This window comes from Pacificibacter sp. AS14, assembly GCF_038899935.1.
GTDB lineage: Bacteria > Pseudomonadota > Alphaproteobacteria > Rhodobacterales > Rhodobacteraceae > Celeribacter.
The window spans coordinates 486,762-505,159 of the sequence record NZ_JBBMQI010000001.1; the positions used below are offsets into that span (position 1 = coordinate 486,762).

The following is an 18,398-nucleotide window of genomic DNA, read 5'->3' on the forward strand; positions in this document are numbered from 1 at the left end:
TCCCCCTCCCCTTGAGGTCACACAAAAGGCGCGCCTCTGAATGGGCGCGCCTTTTTTTCAGTCAAAGACCGTTTTTCAAGTCACTTGCGGGTCGCGCCATCTGAGGTCACTAAATACTTAAACGAGGTCAACTGCTCAGCGCCCACAGGGCCACGTGCGTGCATTTTACCCGTCGCGATTCCGATCTCGCCACCCATGCCAAATTCACCACCATCCGCGAACTGTGTCGAGGAGTTGTGCATCAAAATCGCGCTATCAATGCGCTCAAAGAACTTGGCCACATTTTCAGGTGTCTCGGAAATGATGCAGTCTGTATGAGACGATGAATACTGGTGGATATGCGCAATAGCGCCGTCAATATCATCAACAACCTTGGCGGCGATGATGGCGTCGGCGTACTCACACCCCCAATCGTCTTGGGTTGCAGGCACGACGCCGTCGATGGATTGCAAAGTCTCATCACCACGCACTTCGATGCCAGCCTTGATCAAAGCTTTGACCACATCCACACCAAGGGTGTTCGCTAAGTCTTTATGAATAAGCAAACATTCCGCAGCGCCACAAATGCCTGTACGGCGCGTTTTGGCGTTGATGACGATATCCATGGCCTTTTTCGGATCGCACGAGGCATCCATAAACACATGTACGATGCCCTCTAAATGAGCAAACACAGGCACACGCGCTTCGCGCTGCACAAGGCCCACAAGCCCCTTGCCGCCGCGAGGCACAATCACGTCAATATAATTGGTCATCGACAGCATTTCACTGACCGCCGCACGATCACGGGTTGGTACGCGTTGGATGGCATCCGCAGGCAGGCCCGCTTTGACCAAGCCGTCGACCAAACACTCGTGGATCAAGCCTGACGAATGAAAGCTCTCAGATCCGCCACGCAAAATCACCGCATTGCCAGCCTTCAAACACAAAGCCCCTGCATCTGCCGTCACATTGGGGCGCGATTCATAAATCACGCCGATAACGCCCAAAGGCGTGCGTGTGCGTTTGATGTGCAGGCCAGAGGGCATGTCCCATTCGGCAATCACATCACCCACAGGATCTTTTTGCTCTGCGATGGTGCGCAAAGCATCTTGGATTCCAGAAATGCGCTCTTCCGTTAGCAACAAACGGTCTAACATTGCATCTGTCAGACCTTTGTCACGGCCAAAGATCATGTCTTTTTCATTCGCGGCGATGATCTCAGCACGACGGGCCCAAATAGCCTCAGCCGCGCCGATTAAGGCCGCGTGTTTGCGTTCAGCGGACGCATAAGCCAGTTCGGCCGCGGCTGCTTTTGCACGTTTGCCGATGTCTTGCATCAGCTCGAATATATTCACATCTTGTGTCATAGCACCATGTCATCCCTATGGATCATCGCGGCTCGGCTCGTGTGGCCAAGGATCGCTTGAATATCTTGTGTCTGGGCCCCTTTAATGAGCCGGGCTTCATCGGCAGTATAGCGGGTCAACCCAAGTCCGATGCGGACCGCATCTGGCCCAACAATCTCAACCGGTTCGCCTCGGCCAAATTGGCCTGACACCCCCGTGACCCCTGCAGGCAACAACGAATTGCCTTTGCTCAAGGCGCGGATCGCGCCTGCGTCCACCGTCAAAGTGCCTTTGGGCTTCATCGCGCCAATCCAGTTTTTGCGCGCTCTTTTCGGACCAACTGATGGCAAAAACCATGTCGCGACAGCCCCATCGTCCAGCGCTTTGAGCGGACGAGCAACGGCCCCTTGCGTGATGGCCATGGCACAACCGCCAGCCATCGCCGTTTTGGCGGCCAAAATTTTGGTTTTCATCCCGCCTTTGGACAGACCCGACACAGGATCGCCGGCCATTTCTTCTATGTCAGTCGTTATTTCAGAGACTTGCGCAATATGTTTAGCGCCAAGGGTCGTGTTAGGATTAGCGGTGTAGAGCCCATCAATATCTGACAAAAGCACCAAACAATCGGCCCCCACTGTCACAGCAATTTGAGCGGCCAAACGGTCGTTGTCGCCATAGCGAATTTCATCAGTGGCAATTGTATCGTTTTCATTCACGATGGGCACTACACCAAATGCCACGAGCGCCTCAAGGGACGCACGTGCATTCAGATACCGCCGACGGTCTTCGGTGTCATCCAATGTCAAAAGCACTTGCGACGCGATGATCCCATGGGGATCAAACACATCTTGATAGGCCCGTGCGAGGCGAATTTGCCCCACTGAGGCGCAGGCTTGGGATTGTTCTAATGGCAGATCAGCAGCGGGCAGTTTTAAGACCCCGCGCCCCAAAGCGATTGAGCCAGAGGACACGATAATCACATCTGTGCCACGGGTTTTGAGCATGGCCACATCTTCAGCAAGGCCGGTCAGCCAAGTTTTGCGCAGTCCACCGGATTCGACCAATAAGGCCGATCCGATTTTTATGACAACGCGTTTTGCATCTCTTAAGGTCGCCACGATGTTTCTTCCTCATCGCCTCCGTCGGCTTGTTTGGTACGCAAACGATCCATTGAAATCTCGGCCTTCAACGCCCGCAGAACTGTATCCACCCCGTCACGGCTAATGCCTGACATGGTGTAAACGCGTCCGCCAGAGGCTTTTTCAAGTGCTTGTGTTTTTTCGGCAATCTCTTCGTCGGTCAAACTGTCAACTTTGTTCAGCACCGTGATCCGGGGCTTGTCCCCCAGCTCGTCTGTGTAGTTCGAAATCTCGCCAATGATCACATTGTAATCATCAGCCACATCCTCAGAGGTGCCATCCACGAGATGCAACAGCACCGCGCAGCGCTCAACGTGCCCAAGGAACAGATCCCCAAGACCACGCCCTTCTGAAGCGCCCTCAATCAGCCCAGGGATATCGGCGACAACAAATTCGGTGTTATCAATACCTACAACGCCCAAATTCGGGTGCATGGTCGTGAACGGGTAATCGGCCACTTTAGGACGCGCGTTTGATGTGACTGACAAAAACGTTGATTTGCCCGCATTTGGCATGCCCAAAAGACCCGCATCGGCGATCAGTTTCAGGCGCAACCAAATCGTGCGGTCGATGCCCTCTTGACCAGGGTTCGATGTGCGCGGGGCTTGGTTTGTGGACGACTTAAAGTGCAAGTTGCCCCAACCGCCGTTACCGCCTTTGATCAAAACGATCTTTTGGCCAACTTCCGTGATGTCAAACAAGACAGTTTCTTGGTCTTCGTCCATGATCTCGGTGCCTGCAGGCACCCGCAGGTAGATGTCTTTGCCGTCTTTACCGGTGCGGTTGCTGCCCATGCCACCCTGCCCGTTTTGGGCAAAGAAGTGCTGCTGGTAGCGAAAATCGATCAGAGTATTGAGACCGTCAACAGCTTCAATAATCACGCTGCCGCCTTTGCCGCCGTCACCGCCGTTTGGACCACCATATTCGATGTATTTCTCACGACGAAACGATACGCAGCCGTTGCCGCCTGAGCCGGATCGAATGTAAACTTTGCAAAGATCGAGAAATTTCATGTGGTGATCCTTTCAGATCGCAGACTTAGCGTGCGTTGGCGGCAAATTCAATGTGCCTTATGCGCGTGATAGCGCATGGGCGTAAGGGTTAAAATGCGCGATTGGACCTCTTTATCCCGTGCTTTCGAGAATTTATAGGTGATTTCGCGTGGCTCAAAGCCCAAGCTGGTCAGAATGGATTGCGAACCACTGTTGCCAATAAAGTATGACGAGACCAGCGTGTCGCCATATTGGCCCATCCAATGATCGACAACCGCGTTTGCCGCCTCGGACATGTATCCTTGACGCCAAAACGGTTGCCCGAGCCAATAGCCAAACTCGGCCCCCACCTCGACACAGCCCATAAAGGCGCCGGTTTCGCGTGATGTGATGGCAAACCGCCATGGGTTGCTCAGCGCGCCGATGTACCAATGCGCTTCCATGAGGGAATACGGACTGCTGACACGCGTCAACCATTGGCTCACATCAAAATTGTTGAGCAAACGCACAAGATCGGGCGCATCATCGCCGCGAAAAGGACGCAAGATCAATCTGTCGGTGGTTAGTACTTGGGTCATCGGGGTCGTCCTATAAATTGGCGACCCCGTTTTGGCTCATGAGGTCAGTCGAGTTTGCACACATAGGTCCATGTCGGGACCCTTGCGCCACGTGAGACACTGAAGGTTTCAGCGTCCCCTAGGTATTCAAAGCCGGCGTGCGTCACGACGCGAGCCGAAGCTTGGTTGTCTTGGAAAATCTCGGCAAACATGGTTTTGTCACCCAACGGGTTTGCCGCGACCAGTGCTTTGAGCGCCGAAGACGCAATGCCGGTGCCCCAAAAGGACGGGGCAACCCAAAAGCTGACCTCGGATTGGCCTCGCTCAAGCGGCTTCAATTGCATCACCCCCAAAACTTCGGACAGGCCAGCGGCCTCGCCATCAATGATATAGGTATGCAGCGGTACAGCAGGATCAAGAGATCGCGCGATGAATGCCTCAGTCGCCCCTGGTGGCAAAGGGTGCGGCAAGGACCGCGAAGCGTTTGCAACGCGTTTATCACTGGCGTAGAGCGACAAAAGTCCCACATCAGAGGACTTAGGGCCACGCAATGTAAACCTGTCAGCCTCGATAGGCACTTGTGTCACTTTTGAATCGCGAACGATGGTGTGATCTAATTTCATATTTCTCCTCCTCGAAGAGTACCTCAAAATAACGCCACCCTCCCCAAGGGGGCCCCTGCGCCAGTTTGCGTTTCAAGCAACCGCATACCTGAACGATCTTAACAATCGCAAACTTCGTTCCTGTGACAGCAAAATAAATCGCTGGGCTCGCAACGAAAAAGGGACCGGCCCGAAGGCCGATCCCTTGAATTTCGAACCATCAAGGTCGGCTTATTCAGCGGCCTCTGCCACTGGAAGCACAGAGATGAAAGTCCGTTTTTTCAAGCCCTTGTGAAATTTCACAGCGCCGTCAGTTGTTGCAAAGATCGTGTGATCTTTGCCAAGACCAACGCCTTCACCTGGGTAGAATTTCGTACCGCGCTGACGCACGATGATGTTGCCTGCGATTGCAGCCTGACCACCGTAGAGTTTAACGCCGAGACGACGACCAGCTGAGTCGCGACCGTTGCGGGATGAACCGCCTGCTTTTTTATGTGCCATGGTGTGCTCTCCTTAACTCTACTTACTTCGCCAAAGCTTTGGCTTGATCAATCCAACCTTCGCGCTCGATACGGCCTTTGAAAGACAGTTTCTCGCCGAATTCTTCAACATCTGCTTCAGTCCATGCAGCAACTTGAGCAAAGCTTGTCACGCCAGCAGCGTGCAGTTTTTTCTCAAGAGCAGGACCAACGCCTGAAAGGAGTTTCAGATCGTCCGCACCAGCGGCTGCAGCCGCAGCTTTTGGAGCAGCAGGTGCGCCAGAACCGTGGGCTTCTTTACGGGCAAGGCTTGCACCGATTGCAGCTTTCACGCCAGATGCGTCTGCACCTGTTTCAAGGATATCCGTGATGCGCAACAATGTGAGCTGCTGACGGTGACCCTTAGTACGCTTAGAAGAGTGCTTACGACGACGCTTAACGAAGTTGATAAGCTTTTCGCCTTTGATCTGGTCGATCACTTCAGCTTGGACGCCTGCGCCCGCAACCAAAGGGGCACCAACAGTGGAGCCCACCATGAGAATCTCGTTGAACTGGATTGTTTCACCAGCTGCCACAGCAAGCTTTTCCACGCGCAAAACGTCACCGCTTTGTACTTTGTATTGCTTACCGCCAGTTTTCAGAACTGCGAACATGCAGTCGTCCTTTCAATATACCCGCGTTTTTTGGTCCCTTTACCTTTCAAGTTGCCTTGAAAAGCGCCAGCGTTTGTTACCTCAAACAGCGCGTCCCTCTGTGGGGACGAGATTATCTAAACCCATTGATTGGGCCCTATCTCGAGATAGGGTTTTTCCAAAACAATAGCACTCGGTCGTACCTATGGCACGCCAAGTGGCGCGTGTATCAAGAATCTCATGCTATAAGTCAAGCTGCGATTGGCTTTATCGCCCAGCTTATTGCTTGAAACCGCGCAAAGCGTCCTACATCACAACTCTTGCCCGTCAAACGTCTGGATCAAAAGCGCAGTCCCAGCACCAAGACCGCGTGCCAGATCAGCGTAAACATTGTCGAAGGCCGCAAACATGGCATTGTTCAGCGCACGCCCTGCATCAGATTTACCAAATGCGATATAGGCATCAAATTCATCTTCATCAAGCGGCTGATAGGCCAAGGCAGAGAAGCCGTAAACCCATTCCATCACCTGTGCACGGGCTTCTGGCTCGCCGGCCCAGACTTCGCGCATGATATCCGTTTCATTCAACCCCATGCCATCTTTAGCGCCGGCGCTAAACCCTCGGAAGTAGGCGATATCAGAATTCATGGCCCCCACGACATTCAGCTCTATCAGATCGTTCACGGACACGTAGTCTTCGATCAGCTGCGCGCGTTGGCTTTGGGGATCAAGCTCAGCCCACATATCGCCAGCAGCACTCAACACCGCGTCATCCGTGATCGCCTTGCGTGCATCCAGTTCGAGATCCGCAATCTCGCGTCCAAGATCGCTTTCATAAAACGCAACGATTGGATCTAGATCGGTGGCCCCAAAAGCCGTCACCAACTCAGTGCGAAAGGCTTCATGCATCGCATCCTCGTTATACAGCTTGGTGATCATACTGTCCCAAGCGTAGCGCGGCATGCCAAGGTCTATGTCAGGGGTATCGTCAGCCATGCTGCGCCCCTCGTCCGCTAAAAGTTCGATCACTTCGGGGAACTTCATCAAATCCATTAAGCGGTCAATAGGTGCGGCCACCAAAGGTGCACTTGTAATGCACAACAATACAACCGCCCCCCCGAGAGACCGTACAGACATATTGCCAAGTTTCGAAGTGATGAGATTGAGCATTACCGCCCCTTCTGAAATAAGTTCATGACCAATAGGTAGGCAAACATTGGGTCATTTCCAAGTGGCGGGGCTGTTTTTTTCACCCTGCACACACAATAGTGAATCTCTTATTTATAGCTGCAGAAAATACTCACTGAACAACGACAGAATGCGAAAACCACTTGCACCGATGGCACATCACCGCTAATCACCCGCCACCGCGGAGAGGTGCCGGAGTGGTCGAACGGGCCGGTTTCGAAAGCCGTTGTGCCTTTACGGGCACCCAGGGTTCGAATCCCTGTCTCTCCGCCATTTTATTTTCTTCGTCATCGAGATCACCTAACACCCTGAAGGGTAATGTGGTTTTGGCGGTTCGAAACCCTGTATCGCGTGCATATGGGATTGGGGCGTCGAATACGAGCTTTAGGACGGTTTGACGGTCAAGCGGTTTACCTGTTTCCCAAAGTTTCCAAGGGTTTGCGAGGAAATTCATTGCGGTTCGAAAACTTCCATCGAAGTCTGTTGTTTTGGGCTTCGATTTTTGCAAATCTTCCGCGATCAGCGCCTTTTGCGCTTCTAGCTTGTCGATTTTTGCCTCGATGGCCCGCATGGTTGCAGCGCTGCCTGTGGCAATCAGCAAGTCCGCCGCTTTGCGGATATCCGCTTCTATTCGTTTCAATTCCGTTTTCTGCGCCGCATGGTGTTGAGTGAGCGTGGCTATCCGGTCGTCCCATATGTCGCGGAACATGTCGGCCATCGAGAACGTCAGAATGCGCATCACATCTTCGTCGTTCAACGTCATCAGTTGCGCCAGCATTGTGCCTAGATCTGGGCGCATCACATGCCAGTCGTTACGGGTGGGTAGGATTTGTTCCGACTCGATTTCCAGCAGCGCGGCAATCTCGTCACGTTCAGCTTCGAAGGCGTGCTGCGCAGGGCTGGCCGCAAGGCTATCGGCAATTTCCGGTTTGGCCGTTTTCTGCGGGTCGCGCTCAACGCTCCACAGTGATGACCCTGCTAACATATGGGCTGCGAGCAGCCGCAAGGCCAGATCAGATCGCCCCAAGATATCGGCCCGCACGGCTGCATAACGATGCAGATCGACATAGTTCTGCGCGGCTTTGGTCAGTTCTGATTTGGGTTGCGGTGTTGCACCTGTCTCGGGTGTCTCGCGCCGTTTGGCTTCGGCGTTGGTGATATATCCCTCGTGGAACGTCACCTCGCCTTGCGTGCTCACAGTGATAAAGACCTTGCCACCCTCGGGTTTGTCTGTGCTTGTGTGCTCCCACGTCGCAAAATAATCGCCAACCTCCATCACAATAACATCCGCCCAGCCATCGGCGTGATAACCTTCGACCTTCTCGGCGATCACTGCGTTTTGCTGCGGCCAGAATGCCTCGGCATCCGCAAAATAGGCCTGCTCTCCGAACAGGTCCGCCACAACCGCCAGTCCCGATGCATCCACATCAAACAGTGCGTTTACCGTCGGAATATGCGCCCCACCAAACAACCAATCTTTGAGGCGTTGCCCTGTTGGCGCATAGGCTTCATCATCTTTGACCAATGCGCCAAGCCAAAAGCGCGCCCAAGATCGCAACCTTCAAAACATGGCTTGATCACGCCCGCACGCAGGTCTCGGCCAAATCCCCAACAGGAGATGCGCTCAAATACATCGCCAAATACTGGGTGGGGTTGATCTTGTTCCTGACCGACGGCCGCATCGAGATGGACAGCAATGCCGTGGAACGCACGATCCGCCCCATCGCTTTGCAAAGAAAGAACGCGCTATTTGCCGGGCATGACGCCGGTGCCCAAAACTGGGCCATGCTCGCGTCGCTCATCGAGACCTGTAAGTTGAACAAAATCGAGCCGCATCGCTACCTGACCGGTGTCATCACAGCCATCGTCAACGGCCATAAGCAGAAACACATCGACCAGCTGCTACCGTGGAATTTTAGAGGCTGAAACAACGCTTGCCGAGAAATCCGCCGTCATTCTGTATAATTATGAGGCCGAGGAGGTGGAAATTTTATCTGTGTTCTATGGTGGTCAGGACTACAGCGCACTGAAGCGGGATGAGTAATCAATTCAACAGTGTGTTTACCCACAAGCAATCAGGCCTGCTATGATCGCAAAATGTGATCGGGGTAGTTGTTCCCAAGTGGCCCTTGGAATTTCAAAAACAGTTTTCGGATATGCCCACAATTAAACGGGCGGCTTCGGGGTCAATGCCCGCAGAAACCGCCGCTTGGCGCAAGGTCTGGCCTTCGGTGACTCCTAAACACCTGACAGGCCGGGAAGCCCTGCAGCGGGTCGGAAATCGCGACCCCTGACAGCCAAACGATATGGGCGGCGCGTCTTCTAGCTTCGCCTGAGAACCTGAGGGCAAAGCGTACAGTGCGCAGGTCTAGGCATGCGCGCCTTAAACGGAAGGGGCTTGGGCAAACACACCTAAATAATTATCTAAGCAGGTTCAAAGCGGCTGTTCATTGTTGAAATGGCAAAGGTTGGCTTTTGGTTGAATTGTCCCGCTGCAATTGTATTTGTTACGCCCTGCAAACATGCGTGGCGCGCTGCAATTGCGGCGGGCATTTGTGTGAACGTCTACTGTGTGAACGTCTATAACGTCTGTACTCGTATCATCGTGGCGCGGCTTTCTCTAAATAGGCATCCATAGCGGGGCGGTAAGATTTGAGTTCATCGTCGACGACACCGAAACTCTGCAGCCGCTTATCGTATTCGACCACAATTTCCGGCCATTCGACCGGCACGTTGATGGCTATTTCAAAGGCTTTGATCCAGGCAAAAGTCACCGCAAACCCGCAATCACAAAGCCATAACTTGTCTTGCTCAAGTGGGTTTTTAGACAACAATAGTCCTAGAGATGACAGGTGTTTTGAAATCAATGCACCACCGCTGTTAACGGCCTCTTGATCACGTGTTTGGTAGTCCACATGCGGATATAGTGCGCGGACCGCTGGCTCGAGACGTGTGTCATGCGACCGACTGAGTTCCCGCGCTTTGGCCCGCAATTTTGGCGTTTCCGGCAACATTGGAGTGTTTGGAAACGCTTCGTCTAGATACTCTGCGATGGCCTCGGAATCTGATAACATAAACCCATCATGGATCATCGCAGGTAGGTTTCCAGACGGAACAATTGCCCGATATTCATCCGACCCGTAGCCGCCCGGTGGGGGCAGCTGTTCAAAGGGAATGGATTTGTAACGCATCATGATGCGCAACTTTGCGCAGTAAACGGCGACCGGAACGGAATAAATCGTAAGCATAAAGGCCTCTGGCTGCTGAAACACAAAGGCCAACGCATTGGGCTGGCCTTTGTTTCATTTATTTGATTTTTTCACTCATTTGATCGAAGGCTTACTCTGCCAACAATTGCCATTTCACGCCCAGTTCATCAAAAAAGCCCTGTTCTTGTTTCAGGGTGATCCACGTGTTCACATAGTTGATCCAGACCTGATCCGCCTGTGGCATCAGCATCGCAATAGGCGTTGGGGAACGACCTTCTGCGACAGGAACAATCATCAATTGTTGATACTGATCGACCAATTTGTTGGCTTCGACATTCGACGTGATGCTGGCATCGGCGCGCCCTGATAGAACCTCTTGGAAGTCGCGTGCAGGGGCTTCGACAATACGGTGTGTCGCGGCTGGGAAATAGTCTTTGACTTGCGTCTCTTGCGTTGTCCCCAAGGTCGCAGCCACAGAAACGCCTTCAACGTTCAGGTCATCCCAATCCGTAAAACGATCTGCATTTTTGCGCAAAGTCAGCGGTACGGTTGCAAGAGAAAAATAGCTGTCGGAATACCCTGCCGCTTTTGCACGGGCCGGAGATACAGAGGCTGACCCAGTAATGTGATACTGGCCCGATGTGACACCTGCGACAAGTGTCTTCCAATCGGTTGGAACAAATGCCACTTCGACACCCAAATCGGCGGCGAGCTGTGTCATCACATCGATGTCGTAGCCCTCATAGGTGTTTGTTGTGACATTGCGCATCGTCATCGGGTTCCAATCCCCCGTTGTCCCAACCTTTAGGACGCCGTCGGCAAGGATTTCGTTCAGAGCCGACTGTGCGTTGGCTTGGACCGCGCTTGTCGCGACGATGAAGGCTGCAGCGGCAATTTTGAAGAATTTCATAAGTTTTCCATGGTTTGGTGATGTTAAAATGAACGTGACAGAAGTCTATGAAAATGTAACTAGCTCAGAGATGCAAACTTCCAAGTGTCTGTTCACATTTACGATAGAAGGTTAAGTTTTCACGATGACGATCATCTCTATGCGCAACGTTTCAAAATTCTTTGGCGACTTTCAAGCGCTGAACAATGTATCCCTTGATGTGAAACTAGGAGAAATAGTCGTAGTTTGTGGGCCCTCAGGGTCAGGGAAATCGACGCTTATCCGGTGTATCAACCGTTTGGAAGCCCACGAGCAGGGTGAAATCATCGTAGATGGCACAACTTTAACTGATGCACCGACCAACTTGAAAAAAATCCGCTCTTCGGTTGGCATGGTGTTTCAACAGTTCAATTTATTCCCACATTTGACTGTTTTGGATAACCTATGTTTGGGGCCTAAACGCGCTTTGGGGTTGTCAGATGCGCAAGCCAAAGACCGGGCCATGCATCACCTTGAAAGGGTGCAGATCCCGGACCAAGCCGCCAAATATCCACGTCAATTATCAGGGGGCCAGCAACAACGTGTGGCGATTGCACGGTCGTTATGTATGGAACCCAAAATCCTGTTGTTTGACGAACCCACGTCTGCGCTTGATCCTGAAATGGTTGCCGAGGTGTTGGAGGTCATGATCGAACTTGCCTCAACTGGCATGACTATGATCGTTGTCACCCATGAGATGGGGTTTGCCCGCCGCGTTGCCGACAGGATGGTGTTCATGGACAAAGGTGAAATCGTGGAAATTGGCGCGCCAGACAGTGTGTTCGAGAGCCCCAAATCCAAACGGTTCGGTGCCTTTCTCAACCAAATTCTCAGCCACTAAGAGACCAAATATGAAACGTTTTATGATCCTGCTGTCTTGTCTGCTTTTACTATCCGGATGTTCCGGGAACTGGGGCTGGTATGTTGTGAACCCGACAACAAATACCGGTTGGAACAACTTGAGCTTTATGATGAGCGGTGCCTACTACACGATCATTCTGTCGCTCACCGCCATTTGCATATCGGTCATTGTAGGTTTGCTGGTGGCCCTGCCCGGATTGTCTGACAAACGCGGGTGGCGTATGTTTAACCGCACCTATGTTGAAATTGTGCGTGCGGTCCCAATCCTTGTGCTGATCTTATGGGTTTATTACGGCCTTCCGGCATTGAGCGGGATTACGTTAAACGTGTTTTGGGCGGGTGTTCTTGCGCTTGCGTTAAGCGATAGCGCCTTCCAAGCCGAAATCTTCCGTGCAGGCATTCAATCCATTCCCAAAGGCCAATACGAGGCCGCGCAATCTGTTTCGCTCAACTACCGCGATACAATGCGATTTGTGATCCTGCCGCAGGCGATCCGTCACATCCTGCCTGCGTTGGGCAATCAATTGGTTTACATGATGAAAATGTCATCTCTGGTGTCCGTCATCGGCATGCAGGAATTGACCCGTAAGGCGAATGAATTGGTCGTCTCGGAATACCGTCCTCTCGAAATCTATACGATATTGGTGCTGGAATATCTGGTGTTGATTTTGATCGTATCAGCCGGTGTGCGGTGGCTGGAACGACGGATGAACGCTAGCGAAGATTGATACACAGGTGGCCAGAGCATCGCGGAGAGCCGCCCGATATTGACGTCGATTTTGAACATGAACGCCGCTCATGCGCCGCGGCCATCGCTCTCGAATTTTATGAAATTGTGGCGCATGAAAATGGTGTTAACCACGGGACCTGATGAGATTGTATCCGAACTCCCTTCAGTTGGATTAGCGTATAAGTTTATTCACCTCTATTTTCGTTGCGCCACGTCGTGGAAGTGACAGGCAACACTGTGACCTGTTTTCGGCTCTGAGAGCATAGGTTTTTCTTGGGCGCAGATGTCTTGTGCCATGGGGCAACGGGTGCGGAAGACGCATCCTGAGGGGGGCGACAGCGGTGACGGCAGCTCTCCATCTGTCATCAATGCGCTTCGGTCCGCTGGTATGGGGCGCTCAATATCTGGCACAGCCGCGATCAATGCGCGCGTATAGGGATGGGAGGGATTCTCATAAATACTGTCACTGTCAGCGATCTCGACGACAGTTCCCATATAGAGCACCATGACCCGCGTTGAAATGTGTTGAACGACGCTGAGATCATGAGCGATGAACATCAACGCCAGATCCATTTCCCTTTGCAAATCCATCAATAGATTGATCACCTGCGCCTGAATGGACACGTCCAACGCTGAGACAGGTTCATCACAAATGATGAGCTTTGGTTCGAGGATCAGCGCGCGCGCAATACCGATACGCTGGCATTGCCCACCTGAGAACTCATGGGGGTAACGGCTGACCATATTGGGCAAAAGGCCAACGCGGGACATCATTTTTGCGACGCGATCTTTGATCTCGGCTTTGGGCATTTTGGGAAAATGGGTTTTAAGTGGTTCTGCGATGATTTGACCAAGGGTCATCCGTGGATCGAGCGATGCAAGTGGATCTTGAAAAATCATCTGCAAATCTTTGCGCCTGTCGCGCATCTCGGATGGTTTGAACCCGACTAAATCCTGCCCCAACCACAGTACACGGCCTTCGTGGATTGGAACCATTCGAATCACGGCCCGTGCAAGGGTTGATTTTCCGCAACCACTTTCTCCAACAATCCCAAGGGTCTCGCCTCTTTGAATGTCAAAGCTCACACCATCCACGGCCTTGATGTAACGAGGTTCGTCGCGAGAAAACAATCTGCCAGCACTGTGTTTGAAATACACTTTGACATCTTTCACGCTAAGAAGTGTCTCTGGATGGCTCATACGAGATCCTCCTGTGGGACGTGGCAAGCGCGCGCGCGCGCTGCCTCAAAGACTTCAATGGTTGGTTTTTCTGTTGCGCAGCGGGTATAGGCAAAATCGCACCGCGGAGAAAACGCACACCCTTTTGGCGGGGCCAACATGTTAGGTGGATTTCCCGGAATTGTTGCAAGCTGCGCGTTGGTCTGTCCAAGGCGTGGCACCGCGCGCAACAGCCCGCGGGTATAGGGATGAGACGGGGTGGCGAAGAGCTGACTTGTCGGCCCCGTTTCCATCACGCGCCCGCCATACAGAACCAGCGTATCCTCGCAGCTGCCCGCGACGACACCAAGATCGTGCGTGATGAGGATAATACCCATGCCAAAATCGTTTTGTAGATCGCTCAGAAGATCCATGATTTGAGCTTGAACCGTTACATCAAGCGCTGTTGTCGGCTCATCTGCAATCACCAAACGCGGGTGGCACAAAAGGGCCATCGCAATCATAACGCGTTGGCGCATGCCACCGGAGAACTCATGTGGATACATATAAATGCGCCGCTTGGCATCTGGAATTTTCACCGCATCAAGCATCTTGATGCAATCCTTGATGGCGTCGGATTTACTCATGCCTTTGTGCAGCGTAAGAACTTCGGCCATCTGTTCACTGACCCGCACATAAGGATTGAGCGAGGTCATGGGGTCTTGAAAGATGATTGAAACCTGCTCTGAGCGATATGTATTGAGCACGGATTCTGGCGCCCCCAAAAGCTCGGTGCCTTCAAATTTAATCGAGCCGCCTGCCGTGCCATTCTCGGCCAGCAAACCCATGATGGCAAAGGCGGTTTGGCTTTTGCCTGATCCGCTTTCTCCGACAATCGCGAGCGTTTTTCCCTGTTCCAATGTAAAGCTAACATCTTGCACGGCTTGCACTGTACCGTCAGGTGTTTTGAAGGAAACGCTGAGGTCTTTCACGTCGAGTAAGGTCATAGCGCCCTCCTATCTATCTTTGGGATCCAGCGCGTCCCGTAGACCGTCGCCGATGAAAAAGAAGCAAAACAAAGTCACAACAAAGAAGCTCAGCGGGAAGATCAGCTGCCAATATGTGCCGTATTGCAAGGTTGATGCGCCTTGAGAAATGAGCGCACCCCAACTGGTATTTGGCTCTTGGACACCAAGGCCTAGAAAGGAAATAAAGCTTTCTGTGAGAATCATTTGAGGCACCAACAAGGTGGCATAGATGACGATCACGCCAAGAAGGTTGGGGATGATGTGGCGTAAAACGATGGTGTGATGTTTGACGCCAATAGCGAGGGCGGCCTCAACGTATTCCTTAGACTTGAGGGTCAAGGTTTGCCCACGCACGATGCGCGCCATCTCTAGCCATGAGATCATGCCGACACCGATGAACAGCAACCACATGGACCGGCCGAACACCACCAGCAGCAAGATCAGAACAAACATATAAGGCACCGACATCAAGATATCGACGACACGCATCATGATGTTATCTGTGCGCCCGCCAATATAGCCAGAGGTGGCACCATACAATGTCCCAAGAACGACCGCGATGGCCGATCCAATAAGCCCGACCAGCAATGAGACCTGCGTGCCTTGGATGACGCGCGCATACATGTCACGGCCAAGCTCATCTGTGCCAAAATAGTGCCCGCTGCTGATAGAGGGGGCACCCATTGTTGAGATGTCGCCAAGCACAGCCCAATCGATGGTCTCGTTGTCCCAAGCGGCTAAGTAGGGTCCAAACGCTGCAATCAATGCGATAACGATCAAGACGACGAGGCTCACGACGGCAGCGTGGTTTTGCAAAAACCGGCGGCGCGCATCATGCCACAAAGAACGCCCCTTGATGGTTGGTTCACAAAGGTCGGACGCAGGGGATGTTGATAACTCTGTCATTGCCGATCTCCTTACAGCTGAATTTTCGGATCAATCCACGCGTAGAGAATATCCACGATCAGATTGAATACGATGGTGAGCGCTCCGATGAGAATGGTGATCCCCATCATCACGGCATAATCGCGATTAAGCGCTGAATTTACGAAAGCTTGGCCGATGCCGCCCGTCGTAAAGTAGAGGTCGACCACAACAGATCCTGTGATCATCACAACAAAGGTTGGTCCAAGGTAGGAGATCACTGGGAGCATCGCTGGTTTTAATGCGTGGCGAAATAAAATGGTCCGGGCTGGCAGGCCTTTGGCGCGAGCGGTGCGGATGAAATTGCTATGCATCACCTCCAAAAGCGATGAGCGCATGATCCGTGCGATGGAAGCCATAAAGCTGGTCGAAAGCGCGATCACTGGCATCACGAGATAAGGCCAAGCGCCGCCATTCCAGCCGCCCCCAGGCAACCAGCCCAGCCACAGAGTGAAGATCAAAACGAGAATGGGCGCCATCACGAAATTGGGCAACACCTGCGCTCCGATCGAGATGCCAACGGCAAGATAGTCCCAGAGCGAATTTTTATTAAGTGCAGCAGTCATGCCCAAAGCGCAGCCCACCACAACCGCCACGACAAAGGAAATCGCGCCATAGGTGAGGGTCACCGGAAAGCCCTGAGCTATAATCTCGTTTACAGTTCGATCTTTGTACTGAAAGGAGGGACCAAAATCAAAATGGACAACCACGCCGTAAACATAGCGCACGATCTGTTTGGGCAAAGGATCATCAAGATGATATTTTGCTTCGAGATTGGCCAAGACTTCTGGAGGCAGCGGCCTATCGGATGAAAAAGGGCCGCCTGGGGCGGAATGCATCAGAATAAACGAAAACACGATCAAGATCAGCAAGGTCGGGATTGCGTACAGCAACCGCTTTAAAATGAACTTAAACACTGGGGCTCTCCTGGTGTGCGTTTATCTGGGAAGAGTAGTATGGGCCGCGCCAGATCAAAGACATCCAGCGCGGCGGGCGATTAATCGGCTGTGAAGTAAAGCTCACGCGCATACCATTTTTGCTGCACGTTGTTCACAGGCCAGTTTTTCAAGGCCGCATTCATCATGTAAGCGCCAGCGTCATGGGTCACAGGCAAAATTGGGATGTCTGTGGCAAGGATTTGTTCCACTTTGGTGAAATTCGCAGATGGATCAGTGAGGCGTTTGGCTTCGTCGAGCAGGCGGTCCACTTCAGGATTGTTATAACCCGCATCATTGTAAGGGTGGTCACTGCTCATCAGATCCAAGAACGCAGAGGCCGAGTTGTAGTCGCCACACCAGCCAGCACGACCGATGTCAAACTCTTGATTGGAACGCGCCTCTAAGAAGGTTTTCCACTCCATATTTTGCAAAACAGTCGTTACGCCCAGCTTTTGCTTCCACATTTGGGAAACCGTGATCGCGATCTTCTGGTGTTGCTCACTTGTGTTGTAGAGCAGATCAAGTTCAACAGGATTGTCTTTGCCATAGCCAGCCGCAGTAAAGAGTTCTACCGCACGGGCATCACGCTCTTTTTGCGTCATGTCACGTGCTGGGTTTACAGGCGCTGTAAAGCCTGCCGTTGCATCTGGTGTAAACGTGAACGCTGGCGTTTGCCCGCCTTGCAAGATTGCATCGGTGATCACGCTGCGATCCAGTGCGAGATAGAGCGCCTCACGAACGCGTTGATCCTTCAGTGCCGGATGAGCGCTTTCAGTCATATTGATGAAGTAGTAATAACTACATTGTTTCGGGAAGCTAATGGCTTCATCAGGATAGCTCGTGCTGAATTTCTTGAACTGACCCGTCGGGACTTCTGTAAGATCCAACTCGCCAGACAAGTAGCGCGTCAAAGCGGCATTTTCATCGTTGATCACGAGAGCTTCTACCTTGTCAATGATCGTCGCATCATTGTTCCAGTACATCTCATTGCGTATCCGCGTTGATCGTTCTTGCGGCACATGCTCTGTCAAAACGTAAGCACCGTTTGAAACAATATTCTCTGGCTTAGTCCATTGTGCGCCATAAGCGTCAATGACCCACTTTGGAGACGGCAGCGCGGCAGAGCTGGTTGTCATCAACGGGAAGTGGTTTGAGCTCTCAGAAAGGGTCACTTCAAGTGTGTGATCATCAAGCGCTTTCACACCAAGTTCAGAGGGCGGCATTTCTCCGGCCACAATAGCAGCAACATTCACAAGGCCCATTTCTTCGATGAACCACGCATAGGGAGAAGCTGTTGCTGGATCGGCAAGGCGCTTCCAAGAGTATTCGAAATCTCCCGCCGTAACGGGCGTGCCATCAGACCATTTTGCCGCCTCACGTAGGTAAAAGGTGAAAACCGTATTGTCCGAGTTTGCTTCAAAATGCGTTGCAACACCTGGCGCAAGGTTGCCCTCGCGATCTTGGTTCATCAGGCCTTCAAATAGGTCACGTACTAATGCTGCGCCATCAATATCTTCAGTCAATTGCGGATCAATAGATGCAAATTCATCGCCGATACGGTACACAAAAACCTGCTCATCGGCGAGAGGTTCGTTTGTGACTGGATGGTTTTCAGCAAGCGCAAGCGACGCGATTAAACTCAGGGCGGTTGTCATCGCCAGCAGGGATGATGTTTTCATGTGAACTCCTTAGCATAAGCTGAAGTATGT

General features: G+C 52.3%; 18 protein-coding genes, 1 tRNA gene and 1 pseudogene. 5 read left to right on the forward strand and 15 right to left on the reverse strand.

Features of this window, described 5'->3' with window-relative positions; translation table 11 throughout:
• Positions 1-80 precede the first annotated feature (80 nt).
• From WNY38_RS02435 to WNY38_RS02470, 8 genes are all read right to left on the reverse strand, one after another.
• A complete protein-coding gene (locus WNY38_RS02435) occupies positions 81-1,346 on the reverse strand; it encodes a glutamate-5-semialdehyde dehydrogenase (RefSeq protein WP_342855715.1) in 1,266 nt (421 codons plus the stop codon).
• Positions 1,343-2,443 carry a glutamate 5-kinase gene (gene proB / locus WNY38_RS02440; RefSeq protein WP_342855716.1) on the reverse strand — a complete coding sequence of 367 codons (1,101 nt, stop codon included), beginning with the start codon at positions 2,441-2,443 and terminating at the stop codon, positions 1,343-1,345. Before proB ends, WNY38_RS02435 begins: the two co-directional genes overlap by 4 nt.
• Positions 2,431-3,477, reverse strand: a complete 1,047-nt coding sequence (gene obgE / locus WNY38_RS02445; RefSeq protein ID WP_342855717.1) for a GTPase ObgE — start codon at positions 3,475-3,477, stop codon at positions 2,431-2,433. The genes proB and obgE overlap by 13 nt, the downstream gene beginning before the upstream one ends.
• Before the next feature lie 47 nt (positions 3,478-3,524).
• Positions 3,525-4,034, reverse strand: a complete 510-nt coding sequence (locus WNY38_RS02450; RefSeq protein WP_342855718.1) for a GNAT family N-acetyltransferase — start codon at positions 4,032-4,034, stop codon at positions 3,525-3,527.
• Between the two features lie 44 nt (positions 4,035-4,078).
• Positions 4,079-4,636 carry a GNAT family N-acetyltransferase gene (locus tag WNY38_RS02455; protein WP_342855719.1) on the reverse strand — a complete coding sequence of 186 codons (558 nt, stop codon included), beginning with the start codon at positions 4,634-4,636 and terminating at the stop codon, positions 4,079-4,081.
• A gap of 210 nt (positions 4,637-4,846) precedes the next feature.
• Positions 4,847-5,116 (reverse strand): 50S ribosomal protein L27, encoded by a 270-nt coding sequence (gene rpmA, locus WNY38_RS02460; protein ID WP_215989999.1) that lies wholly within the window; start codon positions 5,114-5,116, stop codon positions 4,847-4,849.
• A gap of 22 nt (positions 5,117-5,138) precedes the next feature.
• Positions 5,139-5,747, reverse strand: coding sequence for a 50S ribosomal protein L21 (locus WNY38_RS02465; RefSeq protein ID WP_342855720.1), 609 nt, complete (start codon positions 5,745-5,747; stop codon positions 5,139-5,141).
• A 290-nt stretch (positions 5,748-6,037) separates the two neighbouring features.
• Positions 6,038-6,895, reverse strand: a complete 858-nt coding sequence (locus WNY38_RS02470) for a DUF2059 domain-containing protein (RefSeq protein WP_342855721.1) — start codon at positions 6,893-6,895, stop codon at positions 6,038-6,040.
• Positions 6,896-7,096: 201 nt separating this feature from the next.
• Here WNY38_RS02470 and WNY38_RS02475 point away from each other — a divergent pair.
• The 3 genes and pseudogenes from WNY38_RS02475 to WNY38_RS02485 form a co-directional block, all read left to right on the forward strand.
• A tRNA-Ser gene (locus tag WNY38_RS02475) sits at positions 7,097-7,186 on the forward strand.
• Between the two features lie 556 nt (positions 7,187-7,742).
• Entirely contained in the window at positions 7,743-7,883 is a 141-nt protein-coding gene (locus tag WNY38_RS02480) for a hypothetical protein (RefSeq protein WP_342855722.1), read from the forward strand.
• 557 nt (positions 7,884-8,440) lie between these two features.
• Positions 8,441-8,839 (forward strand): annotated as a pseudogene (locus WNY38_RS02485) (transposase); the annotation flags it as partial.
• Positions 8,840-9,513: 674 nt separating this feature from the next.
• Here WNY38_RS02485 and WNY38_RS02490 read toward each other — a convergent pair.
• Both WNY38_RS02490 and WNY38_RS02495 read right to left on the reverse strand, forming a co-directional pair.
• Complete coding sequence (locus WNY38_RS02490; RefSeq protein WP_342855723.1) at positions 9,514-10,161, reverse strand: glutathione S-transferase N-terminal domain-containing protein; 648 nt, start codon at positions 10,159-10,161, stop codon at positions 9,514-9,516.
• A gap of 91 nt (positions 10,162-10,252) precedes the next feature.
• Positions 10,253-11,032, reverse strand: a complete 780-nt coding sequence (locus WNY38_RS02495; protein ID WP_342855724.1) for a transporter substrate-binding domain-containing protein — start codon at positions 11,030-11,032, stop codon at positions 10,253-10,255.
• A gap of 124 nt (positions 11,033-11,156) precedes the next feature.
• Here WNY38_RS02495 and WNY38_RS02500 point away from each other — a divergent pair, with 124 nt between their 5' ends.
• Together WNY38_RS02500 and WNY38_RS02505 are read left to right on the forward strand one after the other, a co-directional pair.
• Positions 11,157-11,891: an amino acid ABC transporter ATP-binding protein gene (locus tag WNY38_RS02500; RefSeq protein WP_342855725.1), complete on the forward strand. Its 735-nt coding sequence runs from the start codon at positions 11,157-11,159 to the stop codon at positions 11,889-11,891.
• 10 nt (positions 11,892-11,901) lie between these two features.
• Positions 11,902-12,639, forward strand: a complete 738-nt coding sequence (locus WNY38_RS02505) for an amino acid ABC transporter permease (protein WP_342855726.1) — start codon at positions 11,902-11,904, stop codon at positions 12,637-12,639.
• Between the two features lie 197 nt (positions 12,640-12,836).
• Here WNY38_RS02505 and WNY38_RS02510 read toward each other — a convergent pair whose 3' ends face one another.
• From WNY38_RS02510 to WNY38_RS02530, 5 genes are all read right to left on the reverse strand, one after another.
• Positions 12,837-13,841 carry an oligopeptide/dipeptide ABC transporter ATP-binding protein gene (locus WNY38_RS02510; protein WP_342855727.1) on the reverse strand — a complete coding sequence of 335 codons (1,005 nt, stop codon included), beginning with the start codon at positions 13,839-13,841 and terminating at the stop codon, positions 12,837-12,839.
• Entirely contained in the window at positions 13,838-14,806 is a 969-nt protein-coding gene (locus WNY38_RS02515) for an oligopeptide/dipeptide ABC transporter ATP-binding protein (RefSeq protein ID WP_342855728.1), read from the reverse strand. Before WNY38_RS02515 ends, WNY38_RS02510 begins: the two co-directional genes overlap by 4 nt.
• A 9-nt stretch (positions 14,807-14,815) precedes the next feature.
• Entirely contained in the window at positions 14,816-15,733 is a 918-nt protein-coding gene (locus tag WNY38_RS02520) for an ABC transporter permease subunit (protein WP_342855729.1), read from the reverse strand.
• Between the two features lie 11 nt (positions 15,734-15,744).
• Positions 15,745-16,668, reverse strand: coding sequence for an oligopeptide ABC transporter permease OppB (gene oppB, locus WNY38_RS02525; RefSeq protein WP_342855730.1), 924 nt, complete (start codon positions 16,666-16,668; stop codon positions 15,745-15,747).
• Between the two features lie 80 nt (positions 16,669-16,748).
• On the reverse strand, positions 16,749-18,368 hold the full coding sequence (locus tag WNY38_RS02530; protein ID WP_342855731.1) for a peptide ABC transporter substrate-binding protein: 1,620 nt from the start codon (positions 18,366-18,368) through the stop codon (positions 16,749-16,751).
• Positions 18,369-18,398 lie beyond the last annotated feature (30 nt).